This is a genomic window from Paracidovorax cattleyae (assembly GCF_900104515.1).
Classification (GTDB): domain Bacteria; phylum Pseudomonadota; class Gammaproteobacteria; order Burkholderiales; family Burkholderiaceae_C; genus Paracidovorax; species Paracidovorax cattleyae.
This window is the reverse complement of the sequence record NZ_FNJL01000028.1, coordinates 56,543-77,508: the sequence shown is the minus strand read 5'-3', so window position 1 is coordinate 77,508 and position 20,966 is coordinate 56,543. Positions and strand designations below refer to the sequence as shown.

The following is a 20,966-nucleotide window of genomic DNA, read 5'->3' as shown; positions in this document are numbered from 1 at the left end:
CGAAGACGTACAGCAGGCCACGGGCCACTCGGTGAAGCGGGGTTGGGCGGATCAAGGCTACACGGGCGAGGCGGCAGCAGAGGCCGCACGGGACAACGGCATCGAGCTGCAGATCGTGAAGCTGCCCGAGGCGAAGAAGGGCTTCGTGCTGCTGCCGCGGCGCTGGGTGGTGGAGCGAAGCTTCGGCTGGCTGGCGAGGTTCCGCAGGCTTTCTCGGGATTATGAGCGGCTGCCCGAAGTGCTCAGCGGACTGCATTTCCTGGTGTTTGCAGTGCTCATGTTGCCCGCCGCCGCGCGGGTGCTGGCCGCAGCGGGAAGTTCATAACACCCTCTAGAATGCGCCACCTGCGGCCGCCCTGCGCGGCCGTCAAGTCGGCAGCGCATCCATCGCATTCCCACCACCATCCCAACCATGTCCCTCAACAACGTCACCCCCGGCAAGAAGCTTCCCGAAACCTTCAACGTGGTCATCGAGATTCCCGCGGAATCCGACCCGATCAAGTACGAAGTGGACAAGGAGTCCGGCGCGGTCTTCGTGGACCGCTTCCTGACCACGGCCATGTACTACCCCTGCAACTACGGCTACGTGCCCCAGACGCTGTCCGGCGACGGCGATCCGGTGGACGTGCTCGTGATCACGCCGTACCCCCTGCACCCCGGCGTGGTCGTGCCGTGCCGCGCTTTGGGCATCCTGAAGATGGAGGACGAGGCCGGCGTGGACGGCAAGGTGCTGGCCGTCCCCACCACCAAGATCCTCAAGATGTACGAGGGCTGGAAGACCGTGGACGACGTGAACCCCGTGCGCCTGAAGGCCATCAGCCACTTCTTCGAGCACTACAAGGACCTGGAAGAGGGCAAGTGGGTGAAGGTGCTCGGCTGGGAGGGCGTCGATGCCGCCCACAAGGAAATCACCGACGGCATCGCCAGCTACCAGAAGTCCCAGGGCTGATGCACCGGGGCGGAGGGTCTCCGCCCTGGCCGGCGCTCAGCCGGCAACCCTGGAAAGCCTGCCGGCTGTGCGCCCGCAGGCTTTTTTTGCGCCTGCGGGCCACCGCGGGGCCGTATATTCAGGCGGGCATGAACAACGATAACGACCGACGCGATCCCGGCGCGCCTGCCGCGGTGTCTGCTGCCGCCGCACAGCAGGCACTGGCCGCTGCGCAGGAACTGGCCCGGGACGGCACCCACTATCTGCGCAGCGTGACCGACATGGCCGAGCGCTGCCCCGTGGTCACCCGGGATGCGATCTACACCGACAGCGGCATCAAGCTCGTGGAAAAGGGCACGCGCATCGACAGCCGCCTGTACGACCGGCTGGTGCGCCACACGCTGCGCGATCCGATCGATGGCCTGCTGGGCACCGAGTGCACCGTGGACGCGGCCGCCATCGAGGCCGCGGCGCTGCAGCAGTGCGGGGGAGGCTCCGAGGGAGGCTGCAGGCTGGTGGAACTGCTGTCGCGGGCGCACGGCGGGCCGGAACCGCTGCTCGCGCCGCTGCGCGGCATGCTGCTGCCCGGTCCCATGGCCTTCCGGCTCACGGTCATGCGCGAGCAGCGGCCGGAGCTGTTCGCGCACAGCGTGCGCATGATGATGGTGGCGGTCCATCTCGCCCTGGGTCTCGGATGGGCCGCGCGCGAGACGGCCCTGCTGGCGGAGGCCGCCCTGCTGCACGACATCGGGGTGATGCACATGGACCCGATGTGGAGCGACCCCGACCACAAGGTCACCGGCCCGGACCGCAAGCACCTCGTCGCCCATCCAATCACCGCCATGCTGCTGCTGCGCGCCCAGGGGGCCTACCCGGCGCCGGTGGAGGCGGCCGTCCTGGAGCACCACGAACGCATGGACGGCACGGGCTATCCGCGCGGCCTGCGCGGGCCGGACATTTCGCCGATGGGGCAGATCCTGATGCTGTCGGAAGTGGCTGCCGCCTTCTTCGAGAAGTACAGCGCGCTGGCGGCGCAGCGCCTGTCGCTGAGCCTGCGGCTCAACCACCGGAAATTCCCCGCCGGGCTGTCCGCGCTGCTGCTGCCGCTGCTCGCCGATGGCGGCGGCTCCGCCGTGGCCCTGTCGCCGCCCCCGGAAGAGGCCGGCCGGATGCTGGACACGCTGGGCGGCGCATTCGACCACTGGGCCCGGTTGCGCCCGCAGCTGCCACCCTCCGTGCTGGACCGTGGCAGCCGGCATCCCGCGGCCTTCGTCGAGCAGCGCCTGCAGGCGCTGCAGCAATCGCTGGTGGAGGCCGGCGGCCATCCAGGCCAGGAAGGCGAGATCCGGGAGCACCTGCAGGGCGATCCCCAGGGACTGGCGGAGCTGGCGCTGGTGCGCGGCGAGGCGCTCTGGCAACTGGGCAGCATCGTCCATGCCACGCAGCGGCGCTGGCCGGAGCTGGGCGCGCAGGCCCCTGCCGATCCGGCGAACGCGGCGGTCGCGGAGTGGTGCGCGCACTGCGCGCTGCTGTTGTCCACCGCCTGACAACGGCCTGAAGGTTCGCCTGCCTGCGGCGGCTTTTCGGGGCCTCCGTGAGCGCGGAAGCGGGCAGGGGCGACCCATGCGGCCTGCCATGCTGCGGCACGGAAAGGGCGATGACCCTGCTGGCACTCCGGAATGAATGCTGTATATTTGAACAGTATTCAGCAAGACGCCATGGCCGCATCCGCTTCCCTCTCACCGCCGGTTTCGCCGGCCCGCTCCCGCCCGGGAATGGGCGCGGCGTGGGTGGATGTGCCGGGCGTGTGGCGGGGCGATTCGCTGCGCCCGGCCGACGAAGGGGCCGGAGCACGCGTGCAGCCCTCGGGCCATCCGGCGCTCGATGCGCAACTGCCCGGTGGCGGCTGGCCGCGGGGCGCGATGTCGGAAGTGCTGCTGGCGGGCCAGGGCCGGCCCGAGTGGCCGCTGCTGCTGCCGGCGCTGGCCGGTGCGGCGGCGCGCCCCGGGCAGGTGGTGCTGGTGGCCCCGCCGTTCGAGCCTTTCGTGCCCGTGCTGCATGCGGCGGGCCTGCGGGCGGGGTGCCTGTGCTGGGTGGCGCCGCCCGCGGATGGCCGTGATGCCGCGGCTGCCTGGGCCTGCGAGCAGGCGCTGCGCTGCCGGGATGTGCTGGCCGTACTGGCCTGGCTGCCGGCCGCCCGTCCCGACATGCTGAGGCGCCTGCAACTGGCGGTGGCGCAGCGCGGCTCACTGCTGTGGATCTTCCGCCCCGAGTCCCGGCGGCTGCAGGCATCGCCCGCTCCGCTGCGGCTGTGGGTGCGGCCGGGGGAGGGCGAAGGCGCCCTGCAGGTGCACGTGCTCAAGCGCCGTGGCGCGCCGCTGCTGTCGCCGCTGGCCGTGCCAGCGCATGCCCCCGCCCTGTCCATGGCCCTGGAGGCCACGAGCGGGGCGAAGCGGCGGCACCTGGCCGCCTGGAGGGAAGGGATGGCGGCGCGCACCGCACCATCGCGCCTGCGGGCGCGCGGCGAGCTACCGGAGGCCGGCAATGCACTGGGTCGCACTGCCGTCCCTGCAGGCTGAACTGCCCCCGGGCATGCCCGGGGCGGCGGCCGGCTGGTGGGCGCTGCGCTTCACGCCCCGCGTGGCGCTGCTGGACGAAGCCGTGCTGCTGGAGGTGTCCTGCACCGAGCGGCTCTGGGGCGGCCGTGCCCACCTGCTGGACCTGCTGGGACAGGGACGCGGGGACTTTTCTTCATCGACGGCTCCGCAGGGCGCCCCGGCCGATCCGGCCGATGGCGGTCCGGGCCCTGGCGAAGAGTCCTCCCGTGCGGATCAGCCCCCCCTGGCCCAGGCGGCCACGGCCCTGCAGGCCCTGGCCCTGCTGCGGCTGCAGGCAGAGGGCCGGCCGCTGCCGCGCCGCCTGCCGCACGGCCTGCCGCTCGCCACGCTTAGCGCCCTGCGGCCACATGCCGCCAGCCTGGAGCGCATGGGGTGCCGCACCTGGGGCGCCGTGCGCGCGCTGCCGCGCGACGGCGCGGCCCGGCGGTTCGGCGCCGAGCCGCTGCGTGCACTGGACCAGGCCTGGGGCGACGCGCCCCTTCCCCTGCCGTGGCTGGAACTGCCCGAGCATTTCGAGCTGCCGGCCGAGCTGCCCGCACCGGCCACATCGGCCGAGCAGCTGCTGTGGACCGCGAACCGCCTGCTCGGCGCGCTGCGCGACTGGCTGCAGGCGCGCCACCGGGGCGTGCTCGCACTGGAGCTGTCGTGGCGCCACGACCTGCGCCGTCTCGACGGCAAGGTGCTTCCACCGGGCGACCATCTGGCCGTGCGCACGGCCGAGGCGACGCAGGACCTCGCCCACCTGCGCCGCCTGCTGGCCGAACACCTGGCGCGCCGGCCCCTGGCGGCGCCGGTGAACCGCCTCGTGCTGCGCGCGGCCGACACGGCCGCCTTGCCGCAGGCCAGCGAGAGCCTGCTGCCGCCGGACGCAGAAGAAGGCGGGGAGGGCGAGGGCTGGCACCAGTGGGTGGAGCGGATGTCCGCCCGCTGGGGCCTCGCGCAGGTGCGCGTGCCCGTGCTGCAGGCCGACCACCGGCCCGAGCGCATGCAGCGGTGGGAAGCCGCCTCGCAGCGTCTGCCGCAGCACCTGCCGGGACAGGTGGTGGAGCGCCGCCGGGGTGCGGTCCCGGCCGTCTCGCCGTGCGAGGCCGCGGGCACGTCCGCCGACGCCGTTTTCTGGCCGGGCTGGCTGGTGCATCCACCCCGGCCCCTGGCCCTGCAGGGCGACCGCCCCTGCCTGCAAGGGCCGCTGCGCCTGCTGGCCGGGCCGCACCGGTTCGATGGCGGCTGGTGGGACGGCTGCGCGGAGCGCCGGGACTACTTCGTGGCGTCGAACGCGGCTGTGGGAACGGTCTGGATCTACCGGCAGTGGCAGGGGGGCGGCGCGAGCGGGCACCTGCAGTGGTTCTGGCACGGGGTGTATGCATGAGCGCGGAGTCGATTCCTGAACCTGAGGAGCGCGGCGCCCCGGAGTCCGGCCTGCTGCCCGGCTATGCAGAGCTGCATTGCCTGAGCAATTTCAGCTTCCAGCGGGGGGCGTCGCACCCCTTTGAACTCGTGGAGCGCGCGGCCGAGCTCGGCTATGCGGCGCTGGCTTTGACGGACGAATGCTCGGTGGCCGGCGTCGTGCGCGCGTACACCGCTGCCCGCGAGTGCGGCCTGAAGCTCGTCGTGGGCAGCGAGTTCGCCTGCGGTGACGTGCGGCTCGTGGCCCTGGCGCGCGACGAAACCGGCTGGGGCAACCTGTGCGAATTCATCAGCGATGCGCGGCGCACCGCTCCCAAGGGCGAATACCGTGTCTCCGCGGACAGCGACTTTGCCCGCCTGCAGGGCTGCGAGGTGCTGGTCGCCCCGCTCCGGGACCGGCTGTCCGCGCTGGACCCGGACGGCGTCGAGGCGGCGGTGGCGCGGGCCTGCGCGCCGCTGCGCGCGCAAGGCATCCGTCCCTGGGTGGCGGTGGAGCTGCACACGGCGCCGGACGATGCCGCCTGGCTCGATGCGCTGGAGCGCGCCGGCCGGACGCTGGACCTGCCCCTGGTGGCGGCCGGCGATGTCCACATGCATGTGCTGCAGCGCAAGCGCCTGCAGGACGTGGTCACCGCCGTGCGGCTGGGCCGCCCGGTGGCCGACTGCGGCTTCGCGCTGCAGGCCCACGGCGAGCGCCGGCTGCGGCCGCGCATGCGCCTGGCTGCCATCTATCCACCCGCGCTGCTCGCGGCGACGCTGGAGGTGGCGGCGCGCTGCACCTTCAGCCTCGACGAGATCCGCTACCGCTATCCGCGCGAGAACGTGCCCGCAGGCATGACACCGGGCGAGGCATTGGCAGCCTATACGGAAGCCGGTGCGCAGGAGCGCTATCCGCAAGGCGTGCCCCCGGAGGTGCGCGAGCAGATCGCGAAAGAGCTGGAGCTCATCGCCCATTGCCGCTACGAGATGTACTTCCTCACGGTGCAGGACATCGTGCGGGAGGCGCGCCGGCTGGGCATCCTCTGCCAGGGGCGGGGCTCGGCGGCCAATTCGGCGGTGTGCTATTGCCTCGGCATCACGGCGGTCGATCCCACCAAGACCCGCCTGCTCTTCGAGCGTTTCATCAGCAAGGAGCGCGACGAGCCGCCGGACATCGACGTGGACTTCGAGCACGACCGGCGCGAGGAGGTCATCCAGTACATCTACCGCAAGTACGGCCGCGAGCGTGCGGCCATCGCGGCCGTGGTCATCACCTACCGCACGCGCAGTGCGCTGCGCAACGTGGGCAAGGCCCTGGGCGTGGCGCCGGCCGTGGTCGATGCCTTTGCCAAGGACCATCACTGGTTCGACGAGGACATCGCCGCCGGGCGCCTGCAGGAACTCGCCGCCGGCCTGGGGGCGCCGATTGCGGCGCACACGGCCGCGCTGTGGCTGGAACTGGCCGACGAACTGCGCGGCTTTCCGCGCCACCTGAGCCAGCACGTGGGTGGCTTCGTGCTTACCGAAGGCAAGCTCACGCGCCTCGTGCCGGTGGAGCCCGCGAGCATGGACGGGCGCTCCATCATCCAGTGGGACAAGGACGACCTGGACGACATGCACCTCATGAAGGTGGACGTGCTGGCTTTGGGCATGCTGAGCGCGCTGCGCCGCGCGCTCGACCTGCGCGCCGCGCTGCGCGGCCAGGCCTGGGAGCTGGCGGACATCCCGCGCGAGGATACCGCCACCTACGACATGATCTGCGCCGCCGACACCGTGGGCGTCTTCCAGATCGAGAGCCGCGCGCAGATGAGCATGCTGCCGCGCCTGAAGCCCCGCGAGCTGTACGACCTCGTGGTGGAGGTGGCCATCGTGCGGCCCGGGCCGATCCAGGGGGGCATGGTGCATCCGTACCTGCAGGCGAGGGAAAGGGTGGCCCGGGGAGACGGTTTCGTGCTGGAGCACGAGAAACTGGGGCCTGCCCTCGAGCGCACGCTGGGCGTGCCCATCTTCCAGGAGCAGGTCATGCAGATCGCGATGATCGCGGCGGATTTCACGCCCGGCATGGCCGACGACCTGCGCCGCTCCATGGCCGCCTGGAAGCGGCGCGGCGGCGTGCACCGCTTCGAGCAGGCGCTGATGGAGGGCATGCGCAAGAACGGGTATTCCGACGACTTCGCCCAGCGCATCTACCAGCAGATGCTGGGCTTCGGCGAATACGGCTTTCCCGAAAGCCATGCCTACAGCTTCGCGCTGCTGGCCTATGCGAGCAGCTGGTTCAAGCGCCACGAGCCCGCATGTTTCCTGGTGGCCCTGCTCAATTCGCAGCCCCTGGGTTTCTACACGCCCTCGCAACTCGTGCAGGATGCACGCCGCCACGGGCTGCGCGTGCTGCCCGCCGATGCCGCGCGCAGCGACTGGGACAGCATCCTCGAAGGGCTCTCAGAGCCTCTGCCCGGCCTGCAGCAGGGGCAGCCCGCGGTACGGCTGGGCCTGCGCCTGGTGGCAGGGTACGGGCCCGAGGCGGCCGCCCGGCTCATGCGCGCGCGGGCCGCAGGCCCCTTCGCCGATGTGCAGGACCTGGCCCTGCGCGCGCGGCAGGACCGGCAGGACCTGCAGGCGCTGGCGGCGGCCGATGCGCTGCGCTCCCTGGCGGGCCACCGGCGCCAGCAGATGTGGGATGCGGCCGCGCAGCGGCACGCGCCGGCGTTATTGCAGGATGCCCCGGTGCATGAAGCGCCGCTGGCCCTGCCCGAGGCGCCCGAGGGGGAGGAGATCGTCTTCGACTATGCCGCGACCGGCCTCACGCTGCGCCGCCACCCGATGGCGCTGCTGCGCGAACGCATGGCCGGCTGGCGCATCCAGGGTGCCCAGGCGCTGCAGGCCGTGCCGCACGGGCGGCGCGTGCGCGCCTGCGGCATCGTCACCGTGCGCCAGCGGCCGGGATCGGCCAAGGGCACGATGTTCGTCACGCTGGAGGACGAGACCGGCACGGTGAACGTCATCGTCTGGCCCGCGCTGGTGGAGACCTGGCGCAACCCGCTGCTGCGCTCGCGCCTGCTGGCCGTGGAGGGCATCTGGCAGTGCCACCGCCCCGATGGCGCCGAGCCGGGCGCCGCCGTGGTGCGCCACCTGGTGCTGCAGCGCTGCAAGGACATGACGCCGCTGCTCGGCCGGCTCGCCCCCGCGCTGGAAGGCAGCCGGGACTTCCATTAGGGCGGAACCCGCCGGCCTTCAGCGCGCGGCCGATGCTGCGGGCCGGGCAGGGGCCGATGCCGCCGGACTGGGGGCTGCCCCGGCCTTGCCGGCCTGCACGTTGCGGTCGGCATGGGCGAGCAGGGTGGCGCAGTTCTCGTCGTCCTCCGCGGCCGGCACGGTGACCGGCACCAGAGCCAGCGCCACCGGGGCCACGGCCACTGCGGCAACGGCGGCGCCCGCGCGCAGCAGCAGCGGCCCGGCTTCCACGCCGACCTTCGGGTCCGCGAAATTGCCGCGCACGTAGAGCGGTGTGCGCAGCGAGAAGAACTTCCACTTCAGGGACTCGGGCTTGATGTAGATGTCCATGTATTCGCGGCCCAGGTCGAGCGTGCCCATGGCCTCGACCACGGCCTCTTCGGTGTTGAGCTTCACCGAGCGGGTCTGCGCGATACCGTCCTTGATGCCGAAATCCGCCACGGCGCAGCGCAGTTGCACCTCCTTGTTCTCGCCGAACAGCTTGGCCACCACGACGCTACCCACGTTGAGTGCCGCCAGGTCGAGCATCTGCTTGCTGAAGCGGCCGTCGCGGATATAGACGCGCGCCTCGCCGTTGCTGGTGCCCAGCATCTTCGCGATCGAGTTGCCCGTGCCGTTCACCGCCATGGCGCCGTCGAGCCGGCCAAAGCTCTTTTCCATCAGCTCGACCTTGGGGAAGAGGGCCGACAGGCGCAGCCCGTCCACGCTGCCGCGCAACTGGGCCTTGAGCGGCGGCTCGCGGCCGTCGAGGACCACGTTGGAATCGATCTTGCCCTGTGCCACGCCGAACCGCAGGGGCGAGAGCGTGAGCTGCGCGTTGTCCATGCGGGCATGCACGTCCAGGTTCTCGATGGGCAGGCTCTCGTCGCGCACGATGCGCTCGCCCTTGAACTTCAGATCCAGGTCCATGGCGTTCCATCGGTCGGTGGCGAAGGCGGCATCGGGCAGCACTTTGCCCGCGCGCTTCGACGTGCCTTTCTCCTGCGGCCGCTCGCCGGACGGCGCTCCGACCACGGGCCCCAGGTCGGCCAGCCGCAATTGCCGCGACGCCATCTCGCCCGCCAGGCGCGGGCGCGGCTGGCCGGAGGTGTAGGTGAGCTGGCCGCGCAGGTCGCTCTGCCCCACCGTGCCGGTGAAGTCCCGGTAGTCCCACACCGCGTGGCCCGGCTCCAGGCTGCCGACCAGGTGGCCCTTGGTGCGGAAGGGCGGCGTGTTCGGAAGCACGAGGCCGGTGAGCGGATACAGGTCGGCCATGCTTTCGGCCTGCAGCAGCACCTGCAGGTCCATGCCGGCGAGCGCCAGCGGATTGGCCAGCGTGCCCTCCACCTCGGCGCGCACCGTGCCGGCCCGTGCCTTGAACTGCAGGGGGTATTGCACGTCCTGCTGCCGCAGCGACAGCACATTGCCTGCCTGGCCGCTGCCTTCGATGCGCGCCTTGGCATAGCGCCCGCGTACGTCGAAGCGCACGCCGTAGGGGCCGGGCTGGTTTTCGGTGGCCAGGTGCGCGACGAAGGCCAAGTCCTTCTGCGCATCCGAGAGCGCCAGCCGGCCATCGTTGACCACCAGCCGGGCCACGTTCACCGTCCAGGGATTGGGGCGGGCCTCGCCGTCGGGAGCCGGGCGGTCGAACGTCCAGTTGTTGCTGCCGTCGGCACGCCGAGCGAGCGCCACGTCGGGTGCCTGGATCGCCAGTGTGCCGATGGACACGTGCCGCACCAGCAGGGGCAGCAGCTTCAGGGACGCCGTGGCGCGGCCCACCGTGGCCATGGAAGGAGGCACAGGCCCGGATTCAGCAGCCCGGGCGGCCTCGGGAACGCTGGCTGTCGACGCCGGCGCCGATGCGAGCGAGGCCGGCAACCCGGAGGCCGAAGCGGTCGCAGACGCCGCGGAAGCGCGGCGTTCCACCACCCGGGCGTCGGCATTGTCCGCCTCCATGCCCACCGCGCCGTAGCGCCCGAAGTCCGCCCGGTTGCCCAGCACCATGCGCTCGGCCTGCACCGTGAGGCCCGGCACCCAGCGCCGCCAGCCGGTTTCCATGTCGGCCGGCTGCGGCCAGTGCCAGCGGGCCGAGAGGTCGCCCTCGATCGCGAAATGCCGCCCGGTCGCCGCGCTCACGCGCTCGTTGATCCAGGGGCGGGCGCGGTTCCAGTCGAAGGTGAGCAGGATGGCGAGGGCGATCAGTGCCACGGCGACCAGGGCGCCCAGCAGGCCCAGGAGCCAGTTCAGGGCGCGCCCGTGCTGCCGGCGTGCTGCCCGGGAACGGTGGTGTGGTTGCAGGATGATGGAGCGCATGGGATGGCAGCGGAGCGTGGATCGGGACGATGAAAGCCTGCGTCCGATCCTAGTGTGCGCCGGGCCGCCCCGGCGACAGCAGGCATCCCATGTGCCACGCGCCCCCGTCCTACAAGGCGATGGTGGAAAGCCGCCCCTGCCTAGAATGCGCGCCCATGCACAACTCCCACGATCCACGCGTCCTGCCGGTGCGCGAGGGCGTCAGCCCCAGTTGCGTGGTCACGCCCAGCCAGGGCGGCGGCCTGCTGATCGACTTCCTGGCCGGGCGGCTGCCCGTGGTCGGCCGGGCGGAATGGCTGCGGCGCATGGAGCGCGGCGAGGTGATGGACGAGCATGGGCACCCGGTCACCCCCGGCCGCCCGTTCGTCCCGGGTCTGCGGATCTATTACTACCGGGAACTGGCGCGGGAGGCCTCCATCCCGTTCGAGGAAGCGGTGCTCTACCAGGACGAGCACCTGGTGGTGGCCGACAAGCCGCACTTTTTGCCCGTCGTGCCCACCGGGCGCTACCTGCAGCACACGCTGCTGGTGCGGCTCAAGCGCCGCCTGGGCCTGGACGATCTCTCGCCCGTGCACCGGATCGACCGCGATACGGCAGGCCTGGTGCTTTTCTCGGTGCAGCGCGCCACGCGGGGCCGCTACCAGGCACTGTTCCGCGACCGGGCGGTGGACAAGACCTACGATGCCGTCGCTCCCTGGCGTGCCGACGTGGCCTTTCCCCGGGAGCGGGCCAGCCGGATCGAGGAAAGCCCGCAATTCTTCCGCATGCACGAGGTGCCGGGCGAGGCCAACAGCCTCACCCGCATGGAGGTGCTGGACGTGGACGGCGCCTGGGCCCGCTACCGCCTGTCCCCGGTGACCGGGCGGCGCCACCAGCTGCGGGTCCACATGGCGGCCCTGGGCCTGCCGCTGCGGGGCGACGCCTTCTATCCGGAGGTGAACGATCCGCCGGAGGGCGATTTCTCGCGGCCGCTGCAACTGCTGGCGCGGGCGATCGCCTTCACCGATCCGGTCACGGGCCGGGAGCGCCGGTTCGAGAGCGGCCGGCAACTGGAATGGCCGGTGGCGGGCAGCGGCTGAGCCACCTCGCCGGCAGGCTGCCTGGAGCCCGGGGTCCGGCCCCGCGTCAGGCCCCCGAAGCGAGCGATGCCGGCAGCGTCCGCCGCAGCGCCTCGAAGAAAAGCTCCGACTGCAGCCGCTCGCCCAGCGTCTGCCGCGCCACCTCGGCGGCCATCGACGGGTCGACCGGGCGCAGCGGGCTGCCCGTGGAGCGGGCGAGCACCTCGGCCTGGCAGGCCCGCTCCAGGTAGTAGAGGTCGTCGTAGGCATGGTCGATGCGCGCGCCGCACACCACCACGCCGTGGTTGCCCAGGAAGCCGACGTCGCAGCCGCCCATGGCCGCCGCGATGCGCCGGCCCTCGGAGTCATCCAGGGCCAGCCCGTTGTACTGCCGGTCGATCGCCACGCGGCCATGGAAGCGCATCGCGTTCTGCGACAGCGCGGTGTCCAGGCCCCCGCAGCCGGTCAGGGTCAGGGCCGTGGCGAAGGGCATGTGCGTGTGCAGCACGCAGGCATGCCGGCCTGCCTGGTGCAGGGCCGCGTGGATGAACATCGCCGTCGGTTCGACCGCATGCCGCCCGGCGAGGACCGCGCCTTGCGCGTCCACGAGCACGATATCGTTCTCGAACACCTCGCTCCACATCAGGCCTCGCGGGTTGAGCAGGAAGCGGCCCGAGCCGTCTGGCAGCTCCACGCTGAAGTGGTTGCAGACGCCTTCGCCGAGGCCATGGCGGGCCGCGGCGCGCAGGGCCAGCGCAAGATCCTGGCGGAGGCGGAGCACGCCGGGGGAATGGAAGTCGGATGCGGATGCTGTCGTGGAGGGCATGGGCGGCGGCGCGCGGGCAGGCGCAGCGGTGGGTGGGAAGAGGGGAGGGGACCGGCAGCCAATTTACCCGCGTTGGGCGTTGACCGTGCACAGTCGCGCCTGGCCAACAATTTTGACTATCGACAACATTAAATCTATTGAAAATCCGTTTGACCCCTGGAGACATTTGCTAACATCGACGCATCGAGGGTCAGACGACGCAGATCGGTCCCGCCCGGGGCGCACCACGCGCCTTGCCTCCAGTTTCCTGCCTGTGCGGGCGCCGCCGCGAAAGCCGCGGAGTCGCCTGTGCCCGCATACCTGCTGACACCTCGAATGCACGTCCTGTCGATTTTCGGAACCCGGCCCGAGGCCATCAAGATGGCCCCCCTGGTGGCAGCACTGCGCCAGGAAGCCCGGCTGCAGAGCACGGTCTGCGTCACGGGACAGCACCGGGAAATGCTGGCCCAGGTCATGTCGCTGTTCGATCTGCAGGCGGACCACGATCTCGACGTGATGCGCCCGGACCAGGGCCTCAATGGATTGTTCGCACGGCTCGTGGGCAGCGTGGACGGCGTGCTCGCCTCGGTGCGTCCCGACTGCGTGCTGGTCCATGGCGATACCACCACCGCGGCGGCCTGCGCCATGGCGGCGTTCCACCGTCGCATTCCGATCGGCCATGTGGAGGCGGGACTGCGCAGCGGCGACCTGCAGTCGCCTTTCCCGGAAGAGATGAACCGGCGCGTGGTGGACTCCATGGCCACCTGGCTGTTCGCTCCGACGCCCATCGCCCGCGATGCGCTGGTACGCGAGCATGTACCCGGCCGCACATGGGTCACCGGCAACACGGTGATCGACGCGCTGGCCGCCACCGTCGCGCGTTTCGATGCCGACCCCGGCATCGACGCTGCCGTGGCCGGCCGCTACGGCTGGCTCGACGCAGGCCGCAGGCTGGTGCTGGTCACCGGGCACCGCCGGGAGAACTTCGGCAGCGGATTCCGCAGCATCTGCGCCGCGCTGGCGGAACTCGCGGTCCGCAGCGACGTGCAGATCGTCTATCCCGTGCACCTGAACCCGAACGTCCGCGACGTGGTGACGGAGACGCTCTCCGGACTGCCCTCCGTCCACCTGATCCCGCCGCTCGATTACCTGGATTTCGTCTGGTTCATGCGCCGCGCCCACCTGATCCTGACCGACTCGGGCGGGGTGCAGGAAGAGGCACCCTACCTGGGCAAGCCCGTGCTGGTGATGCGCGACGTCACCGAGCGCCCCGAAGCCGTGGCCGCAGGAACGGTGCGCCTGGTGGGCACATCGCGCGAGCGCATCCTGCAGGAAGCCCATCGGCTTCTGGACGACGCGGCGTTCCACGCGGAGTTCGGCTGGCGCAGCAATCCCTACGGCGACGGGCAGGCATGCCGCCGCATCGTCGATGCGCTGTGCGGGCGCCCGTTCGACGAGTTCGCGCCCTGAGCCGGGCTGCGCAGCCCCTTCACCTTTCCCTTCCCGTGTCACCCCGGAGCATTTCCATGGTCCCCAGCCTCCTGCGCCTGCCGCGCGCTTCCAGACTGATCTGCATGATGGGTCTGAGTGTCCCGCTTCTCGCGATGGCGAGCCCCGCGGGCGATGCGCTGCAGCGACTGCAGGGCGATACCTGGGTCACCCGCAGCTTCGCGCTGTCCGACCTGGGGTTCACCGATGCGGTGCTGCTCAACGGGTTCGACGCCAGGCAGGAGTTCTTCCTGCCCGTGCCGCGCACTCTGCCGCTCGCGGAGGCGAGCATCGATTTCAATGGCCGCTACTACAAGGCGGAAGAGGGCCGCACGTCGATGCTGCTGTCCGTGAACGGGCGGCCGGTCTTCTCGCGGCGCATCGAATCGCCCGAAGGCGACGCCAGCCAGATGCTCAAGGTGGACACCAGCGTGCGCACCAACGGATTCCTGCGCCTGGGGGTGAACTGGCTCAACAACGTGGCGCGCCGCATCTGCGAGGTGGAGCGGGCCACGGGCAACGTGCTGTCGGTCGCGGCGGAGACGCGATTCAATTACCGTTTCAGCAGCGGAGCGCTCACCAGCCTGGCGGATGCCTGGGTAACGCTGCCCCCGCGGCCCACGCTGCTGGTGGCCTCGCGCAACCTCTCCAGGGCGTCCTACGACACCGCGTGGCGCATCGGCACGGCGCTGGAGCAGGCCAACCGACGCGTGGTGGTGAAGGCCTTCCCCGTGGTGGGCGACACGGTGGACACCACCGGCTGGCAGGTGCCTTCCGGGCTCGCGTCCCTGCCCGCGTTCGCGGGGCTGGCTGCGGGCAATGCCCGCCATGTGCTCAGGGACGATGCCGAGATCGGCGCCCTGGTCGTGCTGGGCGCGGTGTCCGCCACCGGCGACATCGCGGTGGCGGACGGCGCACTGCAGCAGCAGATCGGCAAGGCGCTGGACGCACTGGGCGCGCAGCTGGCCGGCGACGCCGACGGCGCGCGCGCCTTCACGGCCTGGCGCAACCTGCAGACCGTGGCGGCCCCCGGCGGGCTGGCGTCCCACCAGGTCCGGCTGGCGACGCTGGGCGCGCGCCCGGTGATCGCCGTGGCCGAGGACGCGGGCGCCCAGGCGGCCGGCATCTTCGCGGAGGTCTGGCGCAACATCCTGGTGACACGCCAGGCCACGGTGGCGCGGGCCGATGCCCCGGAGTCCGAGGACCGCACCGTCATCCGCCTTGCCGGTTTCGGCAGCGACGCCAGCTTCGACGTGGTGTCCCGCGGCGACTGGACGGCCTCGCTGCCGCTCGCGGCCGTCGCCGTGAACGGGCGCATGCCGTCCGATCTGGTGATCGACATCGCCGCGGCGCCGGGGGCCTCGTCCACCCGGCCGGTGGCCTCGGTGTTCTGGAACAACGTGCTGCTCTCGGCCAGGCGCCTGGAGGCCGACGGCCGCCCCGAACGGCTCGATGCGCGCGTGCCGGGCTATGCCCTGGGCCTGAGCAACGTGGTGCGCGTGTCCGTCCAGCGCCAGCCGTATTCCAACGATTGCAACGAGACCCCGCAGGGCTTCCCGGTCAACGTGCTGCCCACGAGCTACGTGCGCGCCGGCGACTCCGAGCCCGATGGCACCTTCGTCGGACTGCTGCCCCTGATGTCGGGCACCCCCGTGGTCGCCGTGCCGGCCTCGTACCTGGCGGATGCTCCGCAATCCCTGGCGCGCCTCATCCGCATCGCCGTCGCGGCGGGCGTGACGCCGGTGCGCGCGGAGTTCGCGGTGGTGGAGCAGGGCAAGCCCTTCGCGCCCGGCCGGCCATTCCTCGCGCTGCAGGTGCCGGTGCAGGGCACGGAGCCCAAAGTGCAGATCCAGGACGCGCACTTGCGCATCAATGGGCGGAATGCGCCCTGGCTGGACGTGGACGGGCTGGCCCGCCTGAGCGCGGTGGAGGTCAGCCGCTCGAACGGGCAGCACGGCCTGGTCTGGCAGCCGCTGGGCGAGCAGACGCTGGCAGTGCAGAAACCTTTCGTCCTCAATCGTGGCGATATCGCGCTCATCGGTGCGGAAGGCCCGGTGAGCTGGGTGGACAGCAGCAATCCGTCGGCCAGCCTGCCTCCGGGCGCGGGGGAGAGCGCCTTCTACGAATGGCGCCGCTACCTGTCCTGGGGCGTGCCGCTGCTGAGCATCCTTCTGCTGGTGCTGCTGCTGGTGCTCGTGGCCGCCTACCGCGCCCGCCGCCGCGCGGAACAGCGCAGGTCGTCCTGAGGCCGCCCGCTGCACGGACCGAGCCGGCATGTCGCTGTACTGGCCTTACTTCTTCGCGGACTACTACCGCTGCCTGGAGATCCTCACGGCGGTCGTGAGCGTGGTCATCCTGCTGTCGAGCATCGATGACCTGTTCATCGACGTGTGGTACTGGACGCGGCAGGCCTACCGCAGCGTGATGGTGCGGCGCCGGTACAAGCGCCTGACGGCGCAGGAGCTGCGCGACCGGCCCGAGCAGCCGATGGCCATCATGGTGCCCGCATGGCTGGAGTACGACGTGATCGCGCCCATGCTGAGCAACATGGTGTCCACGCTGGAATACAAGGACTACACGATCTTCGTCGGCACCTACCGCAACGATGCCCGCACCATCGCGGAGGTGGAGCGCATGCGCCGCCGCTACCGCCAGCTGGTGCGCGTGGAGGTGCCGCACGACGGGCCGACCTGCAAGGCGGACTGCCTCAACTGGATCGTGCAGGCGCTCTTCCGGCATGAACAGCACATGCCGCAGCCCTTCGCCGGCGTGGTGCTGCACGACAGCGAGGACGTGCTCCACCCGCTGGAGCTCAGGTACTACAACTACCTGCTGCCGCGCATGGATTTCATCCAGCTGCCGGTCACCTCGCTGGAGCGCAGCTGGTTCGAAATCGTCGCCGGCACCTACATGGACGAATTCGCGGAGTGGCACAGCAAGGACCTCGTGGTTCGCGAGAGCATGTCGAGCATGGTGCCGTCCGCCGGGGTGGGCACGTGTTTCTCGCACCGCGCGCTGCACGAGCTGGCGCGCGCCATGGACAACCAGCCCTTCAACGTGGACAGCCTGACCGAGGACTACGACATCGGCACGCGCCTGAGCCGCATGGGGATGAAGCAGATCTTCGGCAAGTTCGACGTCGATTACGTCACGCGCCGCGTGGCCTTTTTCGGCCTCGGGCGCGAGAAGACCGGCACCATCCAGATGCCCCTGGGCGTGCGCGAATTCTTCCCGGACACCTTCCGCACCGCCTACCGGCAGAAGGCGCGCTGGACGCTGGGCATCGGCCTGCAGGGCTGGGAGCAGGTGGGCTGGAGCGGATCGCTGGCGACCAAGTACCTGCTGTTCCGCGACCGCAAGGGGCTGGTCACGTCCTTCATGGCCATGCTGGGCTACCTGCTGATGTTCAATTTCCTGCTGTTCTTCATCGCCGACGCGATGGGGTGGTGGACGGTCTATTACCCCTCGGTGTTCTCGCCCGGTGGATGGCTGATGACGGTGATGGGCCTCAATGCCTTCGCGTTGCTCCTGCGGGTGGTGCAGCGCGCCTATTTCGTGACCAGCATGTACGGCTGGGAGCACGGCCTGCTGTCGATGCCGCGCATGATCGTGGGCAACTGCATCAACGCCATGGCGGCGGCGCGTGCCTGGCGGCTCTTCTTGTCCAACAAGCTGTTCGGCACCCGGCTGGTCTGGGACAAGACGATGCACGACTTCCCCTCGGCGGACCAACTGGTGCAGCGCCGCAGGCGCCTGGGCGAGGTGCTGCTGTCCTGGCGCGCGATCGACGAGGCACACCTCGACGAGGCGCTGCAGCTGCAGAGCGCTTCGGGCCGGCCGCTGGGCACCATCCTGCTGGAGAACGGCTGGCTCGACGAGGGCACGCTGGAAGAGGCGATCTCCTTCCAGCGCGAAGAGGCGGCCCATGCCGCAGAGTTATCCCACGCCTCCCTGCAGGCCCGACCCGCATGAACCGACTGAGCCATCGCACGATCCTGGCGGTTTCCCTGGCCGCCCTGTGGCCCGTTGCACCCGCCATGGCCACGGCCGGCCTGCAGCATGCCGCGAAGATGGAGGGCAGCCAGGACGATCCGCCGCTGCGGCTTGCCATGAGCTACAGCCTCAGCCTGCCGCGCCCCTCCCGCCTGCCCGACCTGCCGCCGGAACCGGTGGTCCACGCCGCCCACACGCTGCTGGATCCGCGCGACGCCATGGCGCGGCGCATGCGGCTGGAACTGGCGCTGCACGGCGATCCGGGCGCCGGGCGCGGGCCGGTGGACCGCGAGGCGGATGCAGATACCCCGCGCCCGGGCAAGGCCGACATCGTCGTGGACATGCCGCCGCCGCTGCCGTGGTGGCCGGCCCGCCTCTATGCCGTGTCGAACCGGCCGCCTCCGGTGTTCCTGCCCGCAGAGACGGAGCGGCCCGCCCGGCGCGCGGAGGGGAGGGCCGAGCGCGCGTCCCCGGTGCACGCCGATGCAGGTACCCCGGCAGAGCCGCGCCCCGCGCTGCGCAAGCGCAAGGCCGCCCGCGGCCCCGTGCTGCGCGGCCGGGCGTGGCGCCTGGCCAACGAAGGTTACCGGGCCTATGCGCGTGGGCGCTACGAGCGCGCGCTGCAGCGGGCCGAGGCGGCGCTGCGGCTGCGGCCCGACGTCGCCCGGCTGCAGTTGCTGCAGGTCTATGCGCTGCAGAAGCTGGGCCGCAACAAGGATGCGCTGCGCGCCGCGGAGCAGGCGGTGGCGCGGGGGGCATCCAGTCCCGAACTGGAAGCGGCCGTGGCCAACCTGCGGCCGCAGCCCGCCGCACAGGGCGCGGCCACCACCGAGGCCTACCGCCTCGGGTTTCCCGTGGCCACGCGGGCCTACGAGCAATACAACCGGGGCGATTACGCGCAGGCGGCACGCACTGCCGAGGAGACCGTGCGGCTGGACCCGAGCCAGGGCCCCTGGGTTTTGCTGTGGCTGGATGCGCTGCAGGACGGACAGCGCTACGAGGACGCCATCCGCGCGGGGGGTGAAGCCCTGGCGTTGGGCGCGCCGAACCGCAACGACATCGAGGCCCGCGTGCGGCTCGCGCGGCAGGCCATCGCCAACCGGTACGCGCAGCAGGCCTACGACGCCATCGCCCGGAACAAGCCGCTCGAGGGCGTACCCGGCGCCCGCGAGGCCGTCCGGCTGGCCCCGGACGTGCCCAGCCACCAGATGCTGCTCATCGGCATCCTGCAGAGCACGCAGGACATCGCGGGCGCGGAGCAGGCCGCCTCGGCAGCGCTGCAGGTGGACGAGGAGAACACCGCCGTGCAGCTGCTGCGGGCCTACCTGCGCCAGCAGCTGGGGCGCTCCGATGCCGCCCGGGAAGACATCCAGGCGGTGCTGGGCCACGACTGGATCGACGATGCGCAGCGCCGCGATACGCGGCTGATCGGCGCGGACCTGGCCCTGGCCGCGGGGCAGCCCGCGCAGGCGCTCGCGCTGCTCGACCCGCTGCCCGCGGACGATGCGCAGGCGGCCGCCCGGCGCGCACGTGCCGCGGAGGCCACGCGGTGGGGCCGATCGGCCGTGACGGGCGACGTCACGGCCTATGCGCCGCTGCAGATGTGCCGCGAAACGCCTTACGGCACCACCTGCGAACTGCAGCCCTGGGACGCGCCCGGTACCGACAATCCCGCCGCGCGCGCCTATGCGGCCTACGGGCAGAAACGCTATGCGGACGCCATCGCGCTCGCGCGCAGGGCCGTATCCGAACAGCCGGCCAACACCGCCAACCGGAACCTGCTGACCATCGCTCTGGCCGCGGGCGACCGCGCAGAGCGCCAGGAGGCGCTGCAGCGCCTGGACACCGCCCTGCAGGCCACACCGGCGGACGCCACGCTGCTGCGGCAGCGCGCGTACCTGTACCTCGCCGAAGACCGGCCGCAACTGTCGCTGCAGGATTTCGTGGCCGCGCGCAGCACCGGCGAGGCCCCGGCCACCAACGTGCTGGACGAGGCCTACGCCACCGCGGCGACCGGCAACCGGCCCGCGGCTGCCGCCATGCTGCGGCAGGCCATCGACGACGCGGACGCCGGCAAGCTGCCGCTGGATGCCCAGCAGCGGTTCGACACGCGCAGCGCCGTCGGCAATTTCTCGCGCGAGTGGGGCGTGAATGCCTCGGTGGGCTACCGCGGCGCCCGCTCGGCATCCAATGCCCTGGTCGGGCAGCCGGTGTCGGTGCCCGGCGATTCGTTCTTCTCCACCGCCGAGGTGTACTGGAGGCCGCCGCAGTTCCTCAATTCGAGCAACACCATCTTCGACGTCTATGGCCGGGTGTCGAATACGCTGCGCAGCGGCACGGACGTGACCGGCGCCCAGGTGGTGAGCAATCCCTGCGGCGGCACGATCGATGTCGCCGAGACTCGCACCCGCGGCGTGTCGGGCCTGCCGTCCACCACGGGGGCGATCGGCGCGCGACTGACCCCCTCGGCGTCTGCCAACCTGACGTTCGGCATCGAGCGGCAGTTCCTGCTGGGCCGTGCGTCCCGCAGCGGAGCGCTCAACCCCGCGGCGGACGACGTGCGCTGCCAGCTGAACAACCAGGCCAGCGCCGTCAATTACGAGTCAGGCCGGGGCACCGGCGGCTGGCAGGCCTACCTGCTCTACGGTTTCTACGACGGCACGGGCCTGCGCCTGGACGCGAGCGACTGGTTCACGATGGAAGGCTACCTGCAGGCGGGCTACACCCTGCTGGACACGCCCGTGCGCTATGCCGTGCGCAACACCTCGGGCGATGTCCTGGCCGCCGGCGAGGGCCGCCTCAAGCGGGGGCAGGGCTTCGTCGCCGGGGAGGTGCGCGCCGGCCGCAGCTTCCTCACGCCCTACAGCGACCGCCTGGTCATCTTCCCGCACCTCAGCGTGGCCGCGGACTGGTATTCCAACCGCAACCGCGCCTCCGGCGTGCCGGTGGCGGGCTTCGGCTCCTTCGACCTGGCGGGCAATGGCCGCTCCTGGTCGGTGTCGGCCGGCCCCGGCGTGAATTTCCGCTACTGGCTCGCGGGCGACCGCTACACCGCCCAACGCTCGCACATCGACTGGAGCCTGCAGTACCGCGCCAACCTCGGCGGCGGGGACGCGAGCCGCGCGCGCGGCGTGTTCATGAACCTGTCCTATTCCTACTGAGACCTT

General features: G+C 71.3%; 13 protein-coding genes. 11 read left to right on the top strand and 2 right to left on the bottom strand.

Annotated features, from left to right (window positions below):
- From BLR05_RS19890 to BLR05_RS19865, 6 genes are all read left to right on the top strand, one after another.
- Positions 1-325 (top strand): transposase (locus tag BLR05_RS19890; protein WP_143015964.1); only part of this gene is annotated, 325 nt, incomplete at its 5' end.
- An 87-nt stretch (positions 326-412) separates the two neighbouring features.
- A complete protein-coding gene (gene ppa / locus BLR05_RS19885) occupies positions 413-949 on the top strand; it encodes an inorganic diphosphatase (RefSeq protein ID WP_092837860.1) in 537 nt (178 codons plus the stop codon).
- A 128-nt stretch (positions 950-1,077) separates the two neighbouring features.
- The gene (locus BLR05_RS19880) at positions 1,078-2,475 is read left to right on the top strand and encodes an HD-GYP domain-containing protein (RefSeq protein ID WP_092837857.1); all 1,398 of its coding nucleotides are present in this window, start codon (positions 1,078-1,080) and stop codon (positions 2,473-2,475) included.
- A gap of 171 nt (positions 2,476-2,646) precedes the next feature.
- Positions 2,647-3,507 (top strand): translesion DNA synthesis-associated protein ImuA, encoded by an 861-nt coding sequence (gene imuA / locus BLR05_RS19875; protein ID WP_143015963.1) that lies wholly within the window; start codon positions 2,647-2,649, stop codon positions 3,505-3,507.
- Positions 3,473-4,915: a DNA polymerase Y subunit UmuC family protein gene (locus BLR05_RS19870; RefSeq protein WP_244160138.1), complete on the top strand. Its 1,443-nt coding sequence runs from the start codon at positions 3,473-3,475 to the stop codon at positions 4,913-4,915. Before imuA ends, BLR05_RS19870 begins: the two co-directional genes overlap by 35 nt.
- A complete protein-coding gene (locus BLR05_RS19865; RefSeq protein WP_092837851.1) occupies positions 4,912-8,145 on the top strand; it encodes an error-prone DNA polymerase in 3,234 nt (1,077 codons plus the stop codon). Before BLR05_RS19870 ends, BLR05_RS19865 begins: the two co-directional genes overlap by 4 nt.
- Positions 8,146-8,163: 18 nt before the next feature.
- Here BLR05_RS19865 and BLR05_RS19860 read toward each other — a convergent pair whose 3' ends face one another.
- The gene (locus BLR05_RS19860) at positions 8,164-10,455 is read right to left on the bottom strand and encodes an AsmA family protein (RefSeq protein WP_092837849.1); all 2,292 of its coding nucleotides are present in this window, start codon (positions 10,453-10,455) and stop codon (positions 8,164-8,166) included.
- Positions 10,456-10,610: 155 nt separating this feature from the next.
- Between BLR05_RS19860 and BLR05_RS19855 the strand changes: the two genes are divergently transcribed.
- Positions 10,611-11,534: a pseudouridine synthase gene (locus BLR05_RS19855; RefSeq protein WP_092837874.1), complete on the top strand. Its 924-nt coding sequence runs from the start codon at positions 10,611-10,613 to the stop codon at positions 11,532-11,534.
- Between the two features lie 46 nt (positions 11,535-11,580).
- Here the strand turns inward: BLR05_RS19855 and BLR05_RS19850 are convergent, their stop codons facing one another.
- Entirely contained in the window at positions 11,581-12,339 is a 759-nt protein-coding gene (locus tag BLR05_RS19850) for an aldolase (RefSeq protein ID WP_092837846.1), read from the bottom strand.
- A gap of 315 nt (positions 12,340-12,654) precedes the next feature.
- Here BLR05_RS19850 and wecB point away from each other — a divergent pair, with 315 nt between their 5' ends.
- Genes wecB through BLR05_RS19830 form a run of 4 tightly spaced genes read left to right on the top strand, consistent with a single transcriptional unit; the run spans position 12,655 to position 20,960 of the window.
- A complete protein-coding gene (wecB, locus tag BLR05_RS19845) occupies positions 12,655-13,788 on the top strand; it encodes a non-hydrolyzing UDP-N-acetylglucosamine 2-epimerase (RefSeq protein ID WP_092837843.1) in 1,134 nt (377 codons plus the stop codon).
- 56 nt (positions 13,789-13,844) lie between these two features.
- Entirely contained in the window at positions 13,845-16,052 is a 2,208-nt protein-coding gene (locus BLR05_RS19840) for a hypothetical protein (protein WP_092837840.1), read from the top strand.
- Between the two features lie 28 nt (positions 16,053-16,080).
- Positions 16,081-17,778, top strand: coding sequence for a glycosyl transferase family protein (locus BLR05_RS19835; protein ID WP_092837837.1), 1,698 nt, complete (start codon positions 16,081-16,083; stop codon positions 17,776-17,778).
- A complete protein-coding gene (locus BLR05_RS19830; protein WP_092837835.1) occupies positions 17,775-20,960 on the top strand; it encodes an NfrA family protein in 3,186 nt (1,061 codons plus the stop codon). The genes BLR05_RS19835 and BLR05_RS19830 overlap by 4 nt, the downstream gene beginning before the upstream one ends.
- Positions 20,961-20,966: the final 6 nt, after the last annotated feature.